The sequence below is a fragment of the Arthrobacter sp. 10L424 genome (assembly GCF_056395325.1).
Genome location: NZ_JBFTJH010000003.1, coordinates 252,333 through 265,068, shown reverse-complemented (window position 1 = coordinate 265,068; position 12,736 = coordinate 252,333). Strand labels below are relative to the sequence as shown.

At 66.8% G+C, this 12,736-nt stretch carries 14 protein-coding genes; 7 read left to right on the top strand and 7 right to left on the bottom strand.

Features of this window, described 5'->3' with window-relative positions; all coding sequences use genetic code 11:
* The first annotated feature begins 28 nt into the window (after positions 1-28).
* Together AC1DC5_RS06810 and AC1DC5_RS06805 are read left to right on the top strand one after the other, a co-directional pair.
* Positions 29-535, top strand: a complete 507-nt coding sequence (locus AC1DC5_RS06810; RefSeq protein ID WP_476864641.1) for a hypothetical protein — start codon at positions 29-31, stop codon at positions 533-535.
* On the top strand, positions 528-1,043 hold the full coding sequence (locus AC1DC5_RS06805; RefSeq protein ID WP_476864640.1) for a hypothetical protein: 516 nt from the start codon (positions 528-530) through the stop codon (positions 1,041-1,043). Before AC1DC5_RS06810 ends, AC1DC5_RS06805 begins: the two co-directional genes overlap by 8 nt.
* Before the next feature lie 97 nt (positions 1,044-1,140).
* Here the strand turns inward: AC1DC5_RS06805 and AC1DC5_RS06800 are convergent, their stop codons facing one another.
* The 4 genes from AC1DC5_RS06800 to AC1DC5_RS06785 form a co-directional block, all read right to left on the bottom strand.
* The gene (locus tag AC1DC5_RS06800) at positions 1,141-2,706 is read right to left on the bottom strand and encodes an HNH endonuclease (RefSeq protein WP_476864639.1); all 1,566 of its coding nucleotides are present in this window, start codon (positions 2,704-2,706) and stop codon (positions 1,141-1,143) included.
* Between the two features lie 130 nt (positions 2,707-2,836).
* Positions 2,837-3,091: a hypothetical protein gene (locus AC1DC5_RS06795; RefSeq protein WP_476864638.1), complete on the bottom strand. Its 255-nt coding sequence runs from the start codon at positions 3,089-3,091 to the stop codon at positions 2,837-2,839.
* Positions 3,092-3,213: 122 nt separating this feature from the next.
* Positions 3,214-4,227 carry an isopenicillin N synthase family dioxygenase gene (locus tag AC1DC5_RS06790; protein ID WP_476864637.1) on the bottom strand — a complete coding sequence of 338 codons (1,014 nt, stop codon included), beginning with the start codon at positions 4,225-4,227 and terminating at the stop codon, positions 3,214-3,216.
* 117 nt (positions 4,228-4,344) lie between these two features.
* Positions 4,345-5,055 carry a DUF2306 domain-containing protein gene (locus AC1DC5_RS06785; protein ID WP_476864636.1) on the bottom strand — a complete coding sequence of 237 codons (711 nt, stop codon included), beginning with the start codon at positions 5,053-5,055 and terminating at the stop codon, positions 4,345-4,347.
* A 105-nt stretch (positions 5,056-5,160) separates the two neighbouring features.
* Between AC1DC5_RS06785 and AC1DC5_RS06780 the strand changes: the two genes are divergently transcribed.
* Both AC1DC5_RS06780 and AC1DC5_RS06775 read left to right on the top strand, forming a co-directional pair.
* The gene (locus AC1DC5_RS06780) at positions 5,161-5,928 is read left to right on the top strand and encodes a TetR/AcrR family transcriptional regulator (RefSeq protein WP_476864635.1); all 768 of its coding nucleotides are present in this window, start codon (positions 5,161-5,163) and stop codon (positions 5,926-5,928) included.
* A 42-nt stretch (positions 5,929-5,970) separates the two neighbouring features.
* Complete coding sequence (locus tag AC1DC5_RS06775) at positions 5,971-6,948, top strand: dienelactone hydrolase family protein (RefSeq protein WP_476864634.1); 978 nt, start codon at positions 5,971-5,973, stop codon at positions 6,946-6,948.
* 83 nt (positions 6,949-7,031) lie between these two features.
* Here AC1DC5_RS06775 and AC1DC5_RS06770 read toward each other — a convergent pair whose 3' ends face one another.
* Together AC1DC5_RS06770 and AC1DC5_RS06765 are read right to left on the bottom strand one after the other, a co-directional pair.
* Entirely contained in the window at positions 7,032-8,048 is a 1,017-nt protein-coding gene (locus tag AC1DC5_RS06770) for a hypothetical protein (protein ID WP_476864633.1), read from the bottom strand.
* Positions 8,049-8,109: 61 nt separating this feature from the next.
* Positions 8,110-8,412 carry a DUF4193 domain-containing protein gene (locus tag AC1DC5_RS06765; protein WP_441403955.1) on the bottom strand — a complete coding sequence of 101 codons (303 nt, stop codon included), beginning with the start codon at positions 8,410-8,412 and terminating at the stop codon, positions 8,110-8,112.
* Between the two features lie 460 nt (positions 8,413-8,872).
* Here AC1DC5_RS06765 and AC1DC5_RS06760 point away from each other — a divergent pair, with 460 nt between their 5' ends.
* Genes AC1DC5_RS06760 through AC1DC5_RS06750 form a run of 3 tightly spaced genes read left to right on the top strand, consistent with a single transcriptional unit; the run spans position 8,873 to position 10,643 of the window.
* Entirely contained in the window at positions 8,873-9,199 is a 327-nt protein-coding gene (locus AC1DC5_RS06760) for an ArsR/SmtB family transcription factor (protein ID WP_476864632.1), read from the top strand.
* Positions 9,196-9,951: a cation efflux transmembrane domain-containing protein gene (locus AC1DC5_RS06755; protein WP_476864631.1), complete on the top strand. Its 756-nt coding sequence runs from the start codon at positions 9,196-9,198 to the stop codon at positions 9,949-9,951. The genes AC1DC5_RS06760 and AC1DC5_RS06755 overlap by 4 nt, the downstream gene beginning before the upstream one ends.
* On the top strand, positions 9,948-10,643 hold the full coding sequence (locus AC1DC5_RS06750; protein WP_476864630.1) for a DsbA family protein: 696 nt from the start codon (positions 9,948-9,950) through the stop codon (positions 10,641-10,643). The genes AC1DC5_RS06755 and AC1DC5_RS06750 overlap by 4 nt, the downstream gene beginning before the upstream one ends.
* Positions 10,644-10,649: 6 nt before the next feature.
* Here the strand turns inward: AC1DC5_RS06750 and ribA are convergent, their stop codons facing one another.
* Complete coding sequence (gene ribA, locus AC1DC5_RS06745; RefSeq protein ID WP_476864629.1) at positions 10,650-12,563, bottom strand: GTP cyclohydrolase II RibA; 1,914 nt, start codon at positions 12,561-12,563, stop codon at positions 10,650-10,652.
* Positions 12,564-12,736: the final 173 nt, after the last annotated feature.

The following is a 12,736-nucleotide window of genomic DNA, read 5'->3' as shown; positions in this document are numbered from 1 at the left end:
GGCTGCCCGGTGGTGGTAGTTTTTGCGCATGGATCATGGGGGAAATGTTCCGAAGCGACGCGCGGTCCTTGCCGCGGGTGTCGGCTCTGCGGTGCTGACCGCGTATTCGATAGCCGGCGCCTGCCAGAGCCTTGTGTGGAATCCGCTGGCGGCAGTCCCCGGCGCCACACTTGGCGAAATTTATGCAGCCATGGACGCCGCCGGCGAGACCCTGGGCACGCCGCGCGTGATCGCCTGGAGTGCCGTCGGGGTGGCCTTGGCGCTTGTCGGCCTGATCGGCACAATCCTTAAGCGAGCTCCACGCGCGCGCCACGTTGTCGCCGGTTATCTGGCATTGCTGGTCCTCGCGGCCCCGTCCCACATGTTCGTGGCGTTTACGGGCGGGATGGGAATTGCTGATGCGTTTGCCACGTCGGGCGGCGATCATGCCCCGTGGGGCGGAATGCTGTATCTGGCCAGCGGACTCGCGTTGTTGGCCCTCCTGGCGCTGGCACTCCTGCGATCTGCCGGGTGGCGGGAGAAGCTCCGTGCCTGAAGCTCTGGCGGCCGGTCCCGGGCACCCCGCCCGCCGCCGTCGCCTCCGGTTCCGGGAGGTCCTGCCGGTGTGCGGCATCCTGATGGCTTCCGGGGTGTCGGGCTGCGCATCCAGCACCTCCGGGGACGGGGCGCCGCCTTGTTTCCCGCCGGCATTCTCCGTGGCACCCTCGAGCGCGAAACCGGGCGACCGGGTGACGGTGACGGCGCAGGACGCCGCCTGCAACCCGCGCTATGGCAAGGACGCCCGGATCCAGGTGACCATGACCGACGCCGCCGGCATGGAAGTGCTGACCGCGACCGCCCCGATGAACGACGCCGGCAGCTTCAGCTACGGTTTTGACGTACCGGCCGGGACCGCCGCCGGCGAGGCAGCCATAACAGCGATGCCCTTCAACATCGACTGGTGCGATGACACCGGCAGGAACAACCGGGTTGCCGGTGCGGCAGTCACCCTTGAAAGGGTGTCCTGCGTGCTACCCACGAAGCCGCTGACCATCATCCGGTAGGTTCAGGCGGTCGGGGTGCGTGGAACTGACACCTGCCATCGCCGGGACGCTCGGGAGTGCCGCCTGGACGCAAGCTGGACAGTATCACCAGACGCCTCTACGCGGCCACGGGAAGTCGCAGGGCGGCACGCCTGAGGGTCTTGGCTTGGTGTCGCAGTGTGCGGCGGTGGTTGCTGGTTTCGGCGATGGGACCAACTGCCGGCCCGGCAGACGGCTGAGCAGTTCTGGCGCGGGGTGGACCGGTGCGCCGTGGAATGGCCAGTTTTGTTCCCGGTAGTGGTGGCGCAGTGGACTGATAGGTGTGGCCGGTGGGCGTCTGGATCTCGAGTGTGTGCCGGGGTCCCGGCCGGAGTCGGACCTTCCAGCCGGGGGTTTCTTTGGTGTGGTTGCAGGCTTCGCAGAGCCCGGCGCCGTTGCTGCTGGTTGTTGGTCCGCCTCGGTGCCAGGGGATGATGTGGTCCAGGTGCCGGATCGGAGCGTCGCAGTACGGGATCCTGCAGGTCGCGTCGCGGACTGTGAGGAAGCGTTTGAGTCCCGGCGGGAAGAGCCGCGCGCGGGAGTCCATTGCGGTGAGCTCGCCGGTGCCGGGAGCGGTGTAGAGCCGCCGCAGCCAGACGCTAAGGTCACAGCCGTCGTCGGCGGTATCCGGGACCTTAGCCGTTCCCGCAGCTCGTGCTCGGCCGGCGCCTGTTCCTGCCACGCCGCCGCCTGCTCCGGTTCCGTGCTTTGGGTGCTGGCCTGCGCCGGCCGCCTTTCCTCCACGTTTGAGCAGTTCCCGTGCCCAGCCGGCGGGCACGATCCCGTACCCGGGGAGCCGGGCGGGTTCGCTGTCGCCCTGGAACAGGGTGCGGTCGGTCATCACGAGCTGGACTTCGACGCCAGTGATCCCGCCGGGGGTGCCGGTGGTGCTTTCGACGAGGGTGTCGGCCATGAGCTGGCCGCGGGTCCGTGGGTCTCCGGCGGAACGCAGGGAGTCGGCGCGCTTTGTGAGGGCGGCGTGCATCGCGACGCCGGCGGCGACGGGGAGCAGGGCGGTGAGGTAGCACATGGTGTCAGGGGCCGGGCGGAGGCTGACGTGCCGTTCGGTGGCGGCGTGGCTGGCGCGCTGGGTGACGGTGCGGGGGTCCCGCCGGTAGGCTGCCGCTCTGGCCGCGGCGATGATGGCCCGGTCCCCGGCGCCGTCGAACGTCCCGGTGTCGGCGGCCAGCTCCTCGTCCACCCCGGCACGGTCGGCGGCGGACAGGCAGGCAGTCTCGCGCACCAGAATCGTCGCGCGCCATTCGTTGAGCTTTCCTTTTTCCAGCGCGGCAAGAGTGCGAGGCATCTCCGTAGTAAGGGCCTTGGCCAGGCCGAGCAGCCGGTTGCCCTTGGCAGGTGATTCCCGCCGGGCCTGGGCGATCTGCGCGCCCACCCCGGCCCCGAGCTCGGCCGCGGGCATCCCGGCGTCGGGCTGTTCACGGCGCTGGAGCAGGTCGAAGGCGACGGACAGGCGGGCCTGCGACGCGGCCGCGGCGGACTTCGCGTCCTCGAGTTCCCGGATTTGGTTGATCAGCCCGACACAGTCTCGTGCGGGCCGGACAGCGGCCAGCGCCCGGACCACGTCCGCGACCGTCGCCGTCCCAGCTGCTGCCGAAGCCCTGTCGGGCCCAAGATTGCCGTCCATGGAATCAGGCTATCGGTCACCTGCGACAATTTTCGGCCGTCCGCACGCCGTCAAATTTCCTGCTGGTCGCTGGCCGTTGGGACCATTGGGGCGCCGCTCCATGCGTCTTGAATCACTCACCTCAACGGGACTATGCGGCGGGCCTGGAGCGAAGCCGCCAAGCAAGGATCAGCAGCACCAGGCCAGCCGGGACAAGGCCCAACGACACGTAGAAGAACGTCCGTTCAAGGATTGTTGGAGCCACGATCTGGCTGAACAATTCCGGACCCACGGCAGGATCCACATCCAGGCCAAGGTCTTCGAGGTGCATGTACCGGGCAAAGGACACTGCACGCACGGCAAAAGCGACCGCAATGCCGATGGCAACCAGAACGATTCCCAGCACGAAACTTATCTGGCTGCGGTTGAACAAGCTTTCCCCCAGAGGACATCGACCAGCGCTGACACCCGGAGTCTAGCTGCCCTCGCCGACCGATCCCCCGCGCAGCGTACCCGCGGCCGGGCGACTCAACTGTTCTGCAGGTCCGAGTGGTGTTCCGCGACCACGTTGGGGTGGGCCCGGAGCCGGTAGCGGAGGGCATTGTCTCCATAGGTTTCAAGGATCGGGCTGTTCGTCGGATCGACGGAAAGCCCGCGGGCCTTGGCCTGGAACTCCGGGCTCACGGCAAGCTGCGGCATGGTCGCATCCAGCGCCGGGTTGAAGAAGAACGGAAGGGAAACCCGGTCAGTGCCGCGCAAAGGCGAGATCACCCGGTGCAGCGTCGCTTTGAGGTAGCCGTTCGTTGCCAGTTCAAGCATTTCGCCGATATTGACCACGAAAGTTCCCGGCACCTGGGGGGCATCGATCCATTGACCCTGGTACTCAACCTGGAGTCCGCCCTTCCCTGGCTCCACGAGCAGCAGTGTCAGGACCCCGCCGTCGCGGTGCGAGCCCACGCCCTGTTTGGGCTCCGGGTTGGACTCCCCCGGATACCGCACAATCTTGAGCAGTGGGAAGGCCCGTGCGGCGAAGGCCGCATCAAAGGTGTCTTCCGGCGCGCCCAGGGAGACCGCCAGTGCCCGCAGGAGCGTCAGCGAGATGGTACTCAGCCGTTCGGTCCATTCGGAGACAATCTCCCGCATTTCGGGCAGGGCGTCCGGCCACAGATTGGGTCCTTCCAGACGCCAGTAGTCAGCGACGCCGGAACCCGGCTCCACGGCCGAACGTTCGACGCCGATGTCGATCTGTTCGCGCCAGTCAACTGCGCCGTCCGTGAGCTCACCGCCGACCCTGGTGTAGCCACGGAACTGCGGGCTGTGGACGTTCTCCACCGCGAGCTTTTGCTCTTCGGGCAGCTCAAAGAAGCGTCGGGACACATCGAGCATGGAATCCGTCAGCTCCTGCGGGATCCCGTGACCGGACAGGTAGAGGAACCCCACCTCGTGCATGGCGTCGCGCAGGTCGTTCCGGAACCGCGTGGCTTCCTCCGGGCCGGCATTCAGGCGGGAGAAGTCCAGGACGGGCAATGATTCGAGTGGCAATCTAATAGTCCTTTTCAATGAACTTGGCAAGTCGGGGACCGTAATAGCTTCAATGTTACGGACCTGGCCGCGCCGGACGGCATTCTTATGTCGAATTAAGACATTCCACCCCTGTGTTCACCGCGCGATCCCGGCAACAGTCCGGACGGACCTCCCGGCCGGACGGTGCGTCCGGGCGGAGCGCCGGGCGCGTCGGCGAATGACATACTCGGCCACCGCGAGGTTGATCACCCAGGCTGCCGCCATCAGCAGGGCCCGGGCCACCTCGCCGGGCGTGCCCACGAGGAGCAGCCAGCCGGAGATCACGAGAGCCTGGGTTCCGGCGCCGACGCCGACGGCATAGCCGCGCGTCATCCACTCCCCGTGCCGGACGAAATCCCGACGCCCGATCGCGACGATCCCGAGGATGAGGCTGACGAGCATTGCCGAGCCGAAGAACAGCCGGATGGGGACGTCGGTGGTTCCATCCGGGAGCGCGTAGAACGCCGACATCCACAGACCGGAGAGCGCCGCGAGCAGGCCGGCGGGAATGAGGACACTTCCGGCGACGCGGTGCCAGCTGCTCCGGCCCCGCAGGCCGGGCAGGAACTGGAATGCGCCGAGCAGGCTGTAGATGGTGACGCTGACAATGTGGACCACCACGGGGACAGGCGAGGCAAAGAACCGTGCGTTCTGCGGCGTGATGGCAGCGCCCCCGGTCAACTCCGTCAGCCGCGCCGCCCCGGCAATCACGGGAATGAGGCTCAGGAGAATCAAGGCTGCCGGCACTGGCCACTGCGGCCCGGGACGCCTGACGGACTGGAGGGCGACACTGGGTTTTGTTGTCATGGCCGGGTCCTCAATTCAATGGGTGTACGGCGTACACTGATGGGAATCACGGTAGGTGTACGGGGTACACTTGTCAAGAGCGGACCGCTAGGGAAAGGTTGTCGGATGACTCAGCAGCTGGAGGCCACCCGCCGCACGCCCCTGAACCGGGACCGGGTGCTGCGGGCCGCCGTTGCACTCGCTGATGAAGTGGGCTTTGAGTCGCTCAGCATGCGCAGGCTCGCCGAAGAGCTGGGCGTGGTGCCGATGGCGCTCTACAAGCACGTAGCTAACAAGGAAGAACTTCTTGACGGGATGGTCGCCACCCTCATCGGCGAGATAGATCCCCCGGTGCCCGATGCGGATTGGAAGAGCGCCGTCCGGTTGCGGGTACTCTCGGCGAGGCGGGCGCTGCAGCGGCACCCGTGGGCCCGTCAGGCAGTTGAATCCCGCACCAACAAGACGCCTGCCGTCCTTGACTACATGGAATCATTCACGGGCATGTTCCTGGCCGGCGGCTTCTCGGCTGACCTTACGCACCATGTGATGCATGCCATCGGCGGCCGCATGTGGGGCTTCACCCAGGAACTGTTCGACGACCCGGCGGGAACGACGGCGGCGTCCCCGGCAGAGGTGTCGCCGGAAGCCCAGGCGGCGATGTTCCAGCAGATGGCCGCGCGGTATCCGAACATCGTGGCGATCGCCACCTCGACGCCCCACGACGAGGGTTCGGTCGTCGGGCACGGCTGCGACGACCAGTTTGAGTTCGAATTTGCCCTTGATCTGCTCTTGGACGGCTTTGAGCGGCTGCACGTGCAGGGCTGGTCCTCGATGCGGGCGAAGCGTGACCGCGTCAAGGCCGCGGACCAGCAAGGCGCGCCCTTGCCTGAATAGGGACTTCGGAGGAGGATGTGCGCACACTCCAGGAGGCCCCTCATGAACACGCTTGGCAAGTTCGAGAAGTACCTGATCGAGGAATTCTTCGACGATTACCGCGCCGGTGCCATGAGCCAGCGCACCTTCACGCGCCGGGTGGCCTTTATCACCGGCACCATGGCCTCCGCGTCGGCCGCGATGTTGCTGGTGGGCTGCACACCCGAGGAAGTCCCGCGCAGCACCGATCCCATGCCCACACCTGGCACCTCGTCGTCGGCCGCGGGAAACGGCGCCGCTTCCGCCGGCCCGGTGGCGGGGACCAAGAGCCCACTCTCTGTTCCCGAGGGCGCCCCCGGCATCGCGACGGAAACGGTGAGATTCCCGGCCGTCGGAACAGACATCAGTGCCTACCTCGCCCGGCCGGAATCGGGCACACCCGGCCCGGCAGTCCTGATCTGCCACGAGAACCGCGGGCTGACCCCGCACATCGAGGATGTGGCACGCCGCTTTGCCAAGGCCGGCTACGCGGCCCTGGCGCTGGACCTGCTGAGCAGGGAAGGTGGCACGGCCACGATGGACCGCGACGCCGTCCCCGGAGCACTGACGGCAGCCGGCGCCCAACGCCATGTCGCGGACTTCTCCACTGCTTTCGACTACCTGCAGTCCAAGGACTACGTCGACAGCGGCCGGATCGCCATGACCGGATACTGCTTCGGCGGGGGCATCACCTGGCAGGCCGCGACGGAGCTTTCCGGATTGAAGGCGACCGCGGCGTTTTACGGGCCCTCCCCCGATCTGGAAAAGGTTCCAGCGATCAAACCGGCGGTCTTCGGCGTCTACGCCGAACTGGATCAACGGATCACCGGTGCCCTGCCCGCGCTGCGGGATGCCCTGGCCGCCACGGACGTCCGCCACCGGCTCACGGTCTATCCCGGCGTCGACCATGCGTTCCACAACGACACCGGACCGCGTTATGTCGAGACCCAGGCCACCGCCGCCTGGAACGACACGCTGGCCTGGTTCTCCCGGTACGTCTGAGCATGCTCTGGCGGCACGTCGCCCGTCGACGGGGAGCCGAAGCGGCGGTTCCGGCACGGCACCGGACGCAACGGGCGTACTGGCTAAGGGTGCGCTCCGTTTCCGTACCACTGCAGGACCCGCAGCGCCCTCAGGGTGTTCCAGCGGCTCGGCTGGCCGTCACCGGATTCCAGCTCGAAGTGGATTTGCCCGGGATGCGTGTTTTCCAGCGGCCAGGCGCCGTACGGCTGTCGCTTGGACCGGAGCAGCTCGATTGCCTCGGCCAACCGCGGGTCGGGCGGACCACCTGCTGACCGGAAGTATTCCAGGGCGCGGAGCACGTCGTAGTGCCAGCGGGTGGGAAAGGTGAACTCCAGCCAGGCCGGGTCAATTACTTCACCCGTGCTCTTGCGCCGAAACAGCCCGCGTTCGAGCAGATACTCCTCGCCCCGCCGCCGGGCGGCGATGGATTCCGCGGAGCCGCCGGTTGCCTGCTCGTGCGCCAGCAGCCCCTCCAGCACGTTGATCGTCGTCGCGAGCGATGAAACCACTGCTCCATGCTCTGCCCAGCAGTTCCACCCGCCGTCGTCGAGCTGCTCACTGACAAGCCGGGCAACCACGCCGTCGACATCCTGGCCGAAGTAGGCTCCCAGCCCAACGGTCATGCCGTTGATGCAAGGCTCGACTTCGCCGCTGAAATAGGGCTGCCCGCCCTCCTCCCAACGACAGTTGTCGCGCACCAGCGCCACGGTCCGGCGCATCTGGCCGCTCGCCGGGTCGACGCCAAAGTCACGCAGCTGCAGGAGGCTGTACGTGGTGGCCGTCCAGGGCTGGCTCCCGTCGTCGGGCGCGTCGTGCCCGCCGGCTTCCGCCTGGCCGTCCGGGACGCCGGCCTCCGCTGAAGGTCCGGCGTCTGGATCGCCGCCTCGCCTAGGGAAATACGCGCCGTGCGCCCACTGACCGTCCTCACCGCGCAACGCCAGCAGGCGGGCGCCCCAACCTTCGGTGGCCACCCTCGCTCGCTCGGCGGTAACGACGTCGGCCGGGGCGCCGGCGAGGTCCCGCAGCACCTGCCATCGAACGGAAGGATCAGAATCCAGCAGCCAGTCCAGTACGGTCATGCCGCGATTGTAGTGCCCGCGGCGAACCGGTCACAGACCCAGTCCGGCCTGCGGGAACGAACTAGCCTTCGCAGTCAATACAGTAGGCGTGACCGTTCTTCTCGCGCGCTATCTGCGAGCGGTGCCGGACCAGGAAACAGGAGTAACAGGTAAATTCGTCGTTCGCTTGCGGGATGACCTGGACGGTCAGCTCCTCGGCAACAATTTCCCCGCCCGGGACCATCGCACCGTCCAGCGAATCCGCCTCATCCAACTCACGCACCACACTGCGGGCGTCGGGGGCGTTCGCAGACTGCAGGGCCTCGAGGGACCTCTCCTGCGATTCCTTGACGTCGGAACGAACTTCATCGTAATCGGTTGCCACGGGGGTGATTCTCTCTTCTTCGGATTGCTCGGATAGGTATTCAACAGACAGGACTGCTCCAGTATTCCCTCCCCGCGGTGAACTTCCGGTCAGGACCCTGCTTGGGACCGCCCTCCGGTCCACCGTGACACCCCATTTATTTGTACAATCGATAGAGTTAAGCTTCGATTGGCAGAGTTTCTTGGGGGAAATTATGAACAAAGCGCAAAGGCGCGCGCATGTGGAGCCGCCTTGCCGGGAGTGCGGCTCGAGGGTCATTCCGATCTGGAAGGACGAACGCCCAATTACTTCCAGCCAGCCCGACTGGCGTGTGACTGCCCGGCAATGCAGCCGCCAGGCGTGCGGCTTCAACAATTCTGGCAACCGGCCCGGACCCTGACACGCCGGCGGGCAGCGTCACCGCAAACTCCTCACTCGGCACACAATTGCCTGAATACATCCACGGCTGTACTTTTGGTGCATGGAATCCCTCACGCATGCGCCGGTGCTGGCGCGGTTCGGCTACGCCGTGTCCGACCCGACCCGGGCACGGATTCTGCTCGCCCTTGCCCAGGGCCCGGCCTATCCTTCAGACCTCGCCGGTTCCCTCGAAGTCTCCCGGCAGAGCATGTCCAACCATCTGACCTGCCTGCGGGGCTGCGGCCTGGTGGTTGCGGTTCCGGATGGCCGGCGGAACCGGTACGAGCTGGCCGACGCGCGGCTGGGCCACGCCATCGGCGACCTGCTCGGCGTCGTCCTCGCCGTTGACCCCGCCTGCTGCGCACCCGACGGGACGTGCCTGGCATGACGGCGCTTCGGCTGGAGCCGAAGCCGGCCCGGCACGCCGTCCTGAGCCGGCGCATCCGGCTGTTCGCCGCTGCGACCATCAGCTACAACGTCATTGAAGCCGCCGCCGCCCTCTGGGCCGGCGGAATCGCCGACTCCTCCGCACTCATCGGCTTCGGCCTGGATTCGGTGATCGAGGTGGCGTCCGCCGTTGCCCTGTCGTGGCAGTTCTCCGCCAAGGATCCGGAACACCGCGAACACCTCACCCTCCGGATCATCGCGATCTCCTTCTTCGCCCTCGCCGCCTTTGTCACCGTCGACTCTGTTACCTCACTGGTCGGCGGCGGTGAGGCCAGGCATTCGACGCCGGGCATCATCATTGCGGCGGTCAGCCTCGCCATTATGCCCGTGCTGTCCTGGCTGCAGCGGCGGGCCGGCCGGGAGCTCGGCTCACGGACGGCCGTGGCCGACTCCAAACAGACCCTGCTCTGCACTTACCTCTCCGGGGTGCTGCTGCTCGGCCTCGTGCTGAACAGCACGCTGGGCTGGTGGTGGGCGGACGCCGGCGCGGCGCTGGTCATTGCCGCGATCGCAGTCCGCGAAGGCATCAACGCATGGAAGGGCGATGCCTGCTGTGCCGTGCCCCATCCGTTGGATGCAGCGGAGCCGGACGACGACGGCGACTGCTGCGGCGACTGCGCTCCCCCTGCCGCACCCTCACTTCCGAACGAACCCGACACCCACCGCGACCACGAAAGCAGTCCGCAGAGATGACACAGACCACGCTAGAACCCAACCCGGCCCCGAGTGACCCAGCGAAAAAGGTGCGCCTGGTTCTCTGGATCCTGATGGGGGTAGTCGTCGCGGCCGGCCTTCTCTGGTACGCGGTCTTCTCCTTGAACAAGCCTGCCCCGGCGGCCCCGCAGCCGGCGGCCAATGCTCAGCTGGTCCGCGAGGACAGCCACCGGCTGACCTCACCCGCCGTCGAGAAGGCCCAGTTGGTCGAGTTCCTGGACTTCGAATGCGAATCCTGCCGCGCTGCCCATCCGCTCGTCGAGGAACTGAAGGAGGAGTACGGCGACCGCATCACCTTCGTGAACCGCTACTTCCCCCTCCCCGGCCACCGGAACTCGGGGACTGCCGCTTTGGCCGTTGAAGCGTCCGCGCAGCAGGGCAAGTACCGGGAGATGACAGCGAAGCTGTTCGAAACCCAGACCGAGTGGGGCGGAAAGCAGGATTCTCAGGCACCCGTGTTCCGCGGCTACGCGGAGGAACTGGGACTGGACCTGGCCAGGTATGACGCCGCAGTGGGAGATGAAAAGACCAGGGAACGTATCCGGAAGGATGTCGTGGACGGGACAGCACTGGGGGTCAAGGGCACGCCCACGTTCTTCCTGAACGGTAAGAAGCTGGTGCTGAACACGGAGGCTGAGTTCCGCCAGATGCTCACCGACGCCGCCCGGTAGGCGCTGTTAGAACGCGGGAACCGTGAACCCGACACCGAGCAGGCCGCGGCCCGCCTGTTCCAGGATCGGATCCCTGCTCAGGGTGGGATGGCTGAGCAAAACGTTCACGTCGCGCTGGATCCGCTGAAGGGGATGCGAAAGCCGCTGGGCACTCCCTCCTGATCCCGTCATCACAAGACGGACCGCCTCCGCGGACGCTTCCCCGCTGAGCGCGAGGGACAGCCGATACTGGGCGCGCTCCTCGTCCATCAGCATTGAAGGCCGACGTTTGTGCGAGGCAGAGACAACCCGGACAGCTTCTTCCCAGTGCAGCCTCGCGGTGACCACCAGCCCGTAAGCCTGCGCGAAGCGGGCCTGCGCGAGCGGCGAATCCGCCTGGCGGCCCTCCAACGTGTTCTTTACCTTGCGCACCCGCATCTGCTGCCGGAACAGATCGACGGCGTGTTCGGCAGCACCCAGGGCGGCGGAGGGTGCCACCAGGTTCAGCAGCGCGGCCATGGGTGTATGGACGATGGGATCCCGATGGATATGGCTGCCGGGATTGTCCGCCGCGCCGAGAAGGGCCCAGTCCAGCGTTCGGCGCTCCGGGACAAACAACTTCTCCGCCCGGATGTCATTACTGCCCGTCCCCCTCAGTCCGGCGGTGTGCCATACGTCCAGCACTTCGACGTCGGAAATCGGGACAAGGCACTGCAATCGCGTTTCGTTGTGCTGCGCAGCCAGCAGGGCCCACCCGGAATGCATCACGCCTGAGGCGAAGCTCCACGTACCCGAAATGGCGTAACCGCCCGGGATTATCTCCGCCACCCCCACCGGGGCCCCGGTGGCGGCCGCCAGGGGAATTGGCCCGTCCGCGAAGACTTCATCCTGGACCTCCTGCGGCCACCGTGCCAGCATCCAGACGTGCTCGATCAGGTGCCCAACGGTCCAGGCGGTGGAGGCGCAGCCCCGGGCAAGCCGGCGGACGACCTCCGCGTACGTTTCCACACCCATGCCATATCCGCCGACAGCCTTCGGAGAAAGCAGGTGGAAGGCCCCGGCGTCCCGCAGCTCCGCCATGGTGGATTCGGGAATTCGGCGTATGTGCTCCGCTTCCTCGGCCCGATCCCTCAGCCGGGCCGTGAGCGCGTCAATCCGGCCGAGAATGTCGTCGTGGGTGGGAACGGCGGCGGGCGCCGCGCTGCCCATGGCCGGTGCGCCGAGGGCCAGGGGCAGGCCGGTGCCGGCTTCGGGCCGGGACCCGACGGCGTCCGGGAGGTCGAGGGTGTGGCCGGTATGGTCGCGTTTCGCAGTCAGGTACCGGTGGTTGGCCTGGGACAAGTGCACTCCGGTGGGGAGCTGCTCAGTGACGTCGATGCCGAGGCCCGTGAGCTGGGCCGCCTTGTCCGGATTGTTGCTGAGCAGGCGGACTCGCGTGACGCCGAGGGCGCCAAGCATTTGTGCTGCGGCGGCGTATTCCCGCTCGTCCTCGCCATGGCCCAGGGCAAGGTTCGCCTCGTAGGTGTCCAGGCCGGCGTCCTGGAGGGCATAGGCGTCGAGTTTTGCGTAGAGGCCGATGCCGCGGCCTTCTTGGCGGAGGTAGAGCAGGAACCCTCCGGCGGCGGATATCTGCTCAACGGCCTCCCGCAACTGTGGCCCGCAATCGCAGCGCTCGCTGCCGAACACGTCGCCGGTAAGGCATTCACTGTGGAGGCGGACAAGCGGCGCCTGCCCCTCCGTGTCGTAATGCAACAGCGTTTGCTCCCATTCGCCCAATGCGAGCAATAGGTGTTCCTTGCCGTCGGCCAGGCCGCGGAAGGTCAGCACCTCGGCGGTGGCGGCATAGCCGTCCGGAAAGCGCAGCGGGACAGTCACCTGGCTGCGTACTGTTGCCGGGGCGGCGCCAAGCGCCGGCGCGATGGTCCCGGACCACACGGTCACGACAGGTCCAGCAGGGGCAAGGGCATGTTTCGTCCAATCGCAAAATTACTTGAAGATTCAAGTTCAGGGTAGTGGCGGGATGTGTCCGATGCAAGTGATGTGACGCGGTTAAAGCGGGTGCCGCGCGGCGGGTTGGCGGCATGGCAGGCGGCTTGCATGGCCTCGCCGTCGGG

Excerpts from the sequence above, each read along its gene's own strand:
- AC1DC5_RS06810 (WP_476864641.1), top strand. The coding sequence starts at position 29 with ATGGATCATGGGGGAAATGTTCCGAAGCGACGCGCGGTCCTTGCCGCG.
- AC1DC5_RS06800 (WP_476864639.1), bottom strand. The coding sequence starts at position 2,706 with ATGGACGGCAATCTTGGGCCCGACAGGGCTTCGGCAGCAGCTGGGACG.
- AC1DC5_RS06785 (WP_476864636.1), bottom strand. The coding sequence starts at position 5,055 with ATGACAACAAAACCCAGTGTCGCCCTCCAGTCCGTCAGGCGTCCCGGG.
- AC1DC5_RS06780 (WP_476864635.1), top strand. The coding sequence starts at position 5,161 with ATGACTCAGCAGCTGGAGGCCACCCGCCGCACGCCCCTGAACCGGGAC.
- AC1DC5_RS06775 (WP_476864634.1), top strand. The coding sequence starts at position 5,971 with ATGAACACGCTTGGCAAGTTCGAGAAGTACCTGATCGAGGAATTCTTC.
- AC1DC5_RS06770 (WP_476864633.1), bottom strand. The coding sequence starts at position 8,048 with ATGACCGTACTGGACTGGCTGCTGGATTCTGATCCTTCCGTTCGATGG.
- AC1DC5_RS06760 (WP_476864632.1), top strand. The coding sequence starts at position 8,873 with ATGGAATCCCTCACGCATGCGCCGGTGCTGGCGCGGTTCGGCTACGCC.
- AC1DC5_RS06755 (WP_476864631.1), top strand. The coding sequence starts at position 9,196 with ATGACGGCGCTTCGGCTGGAGCCGAAGCCGGCCCGGCACGCCGTCCTG.
- AC1DC5_RS06750 (WP_476864630.1), top strand. The coding sequence starts at position 9,948 with ATGACACAGACCACGCTAGAACCCAACCCGGCCCCGAGTGACCCAGCG.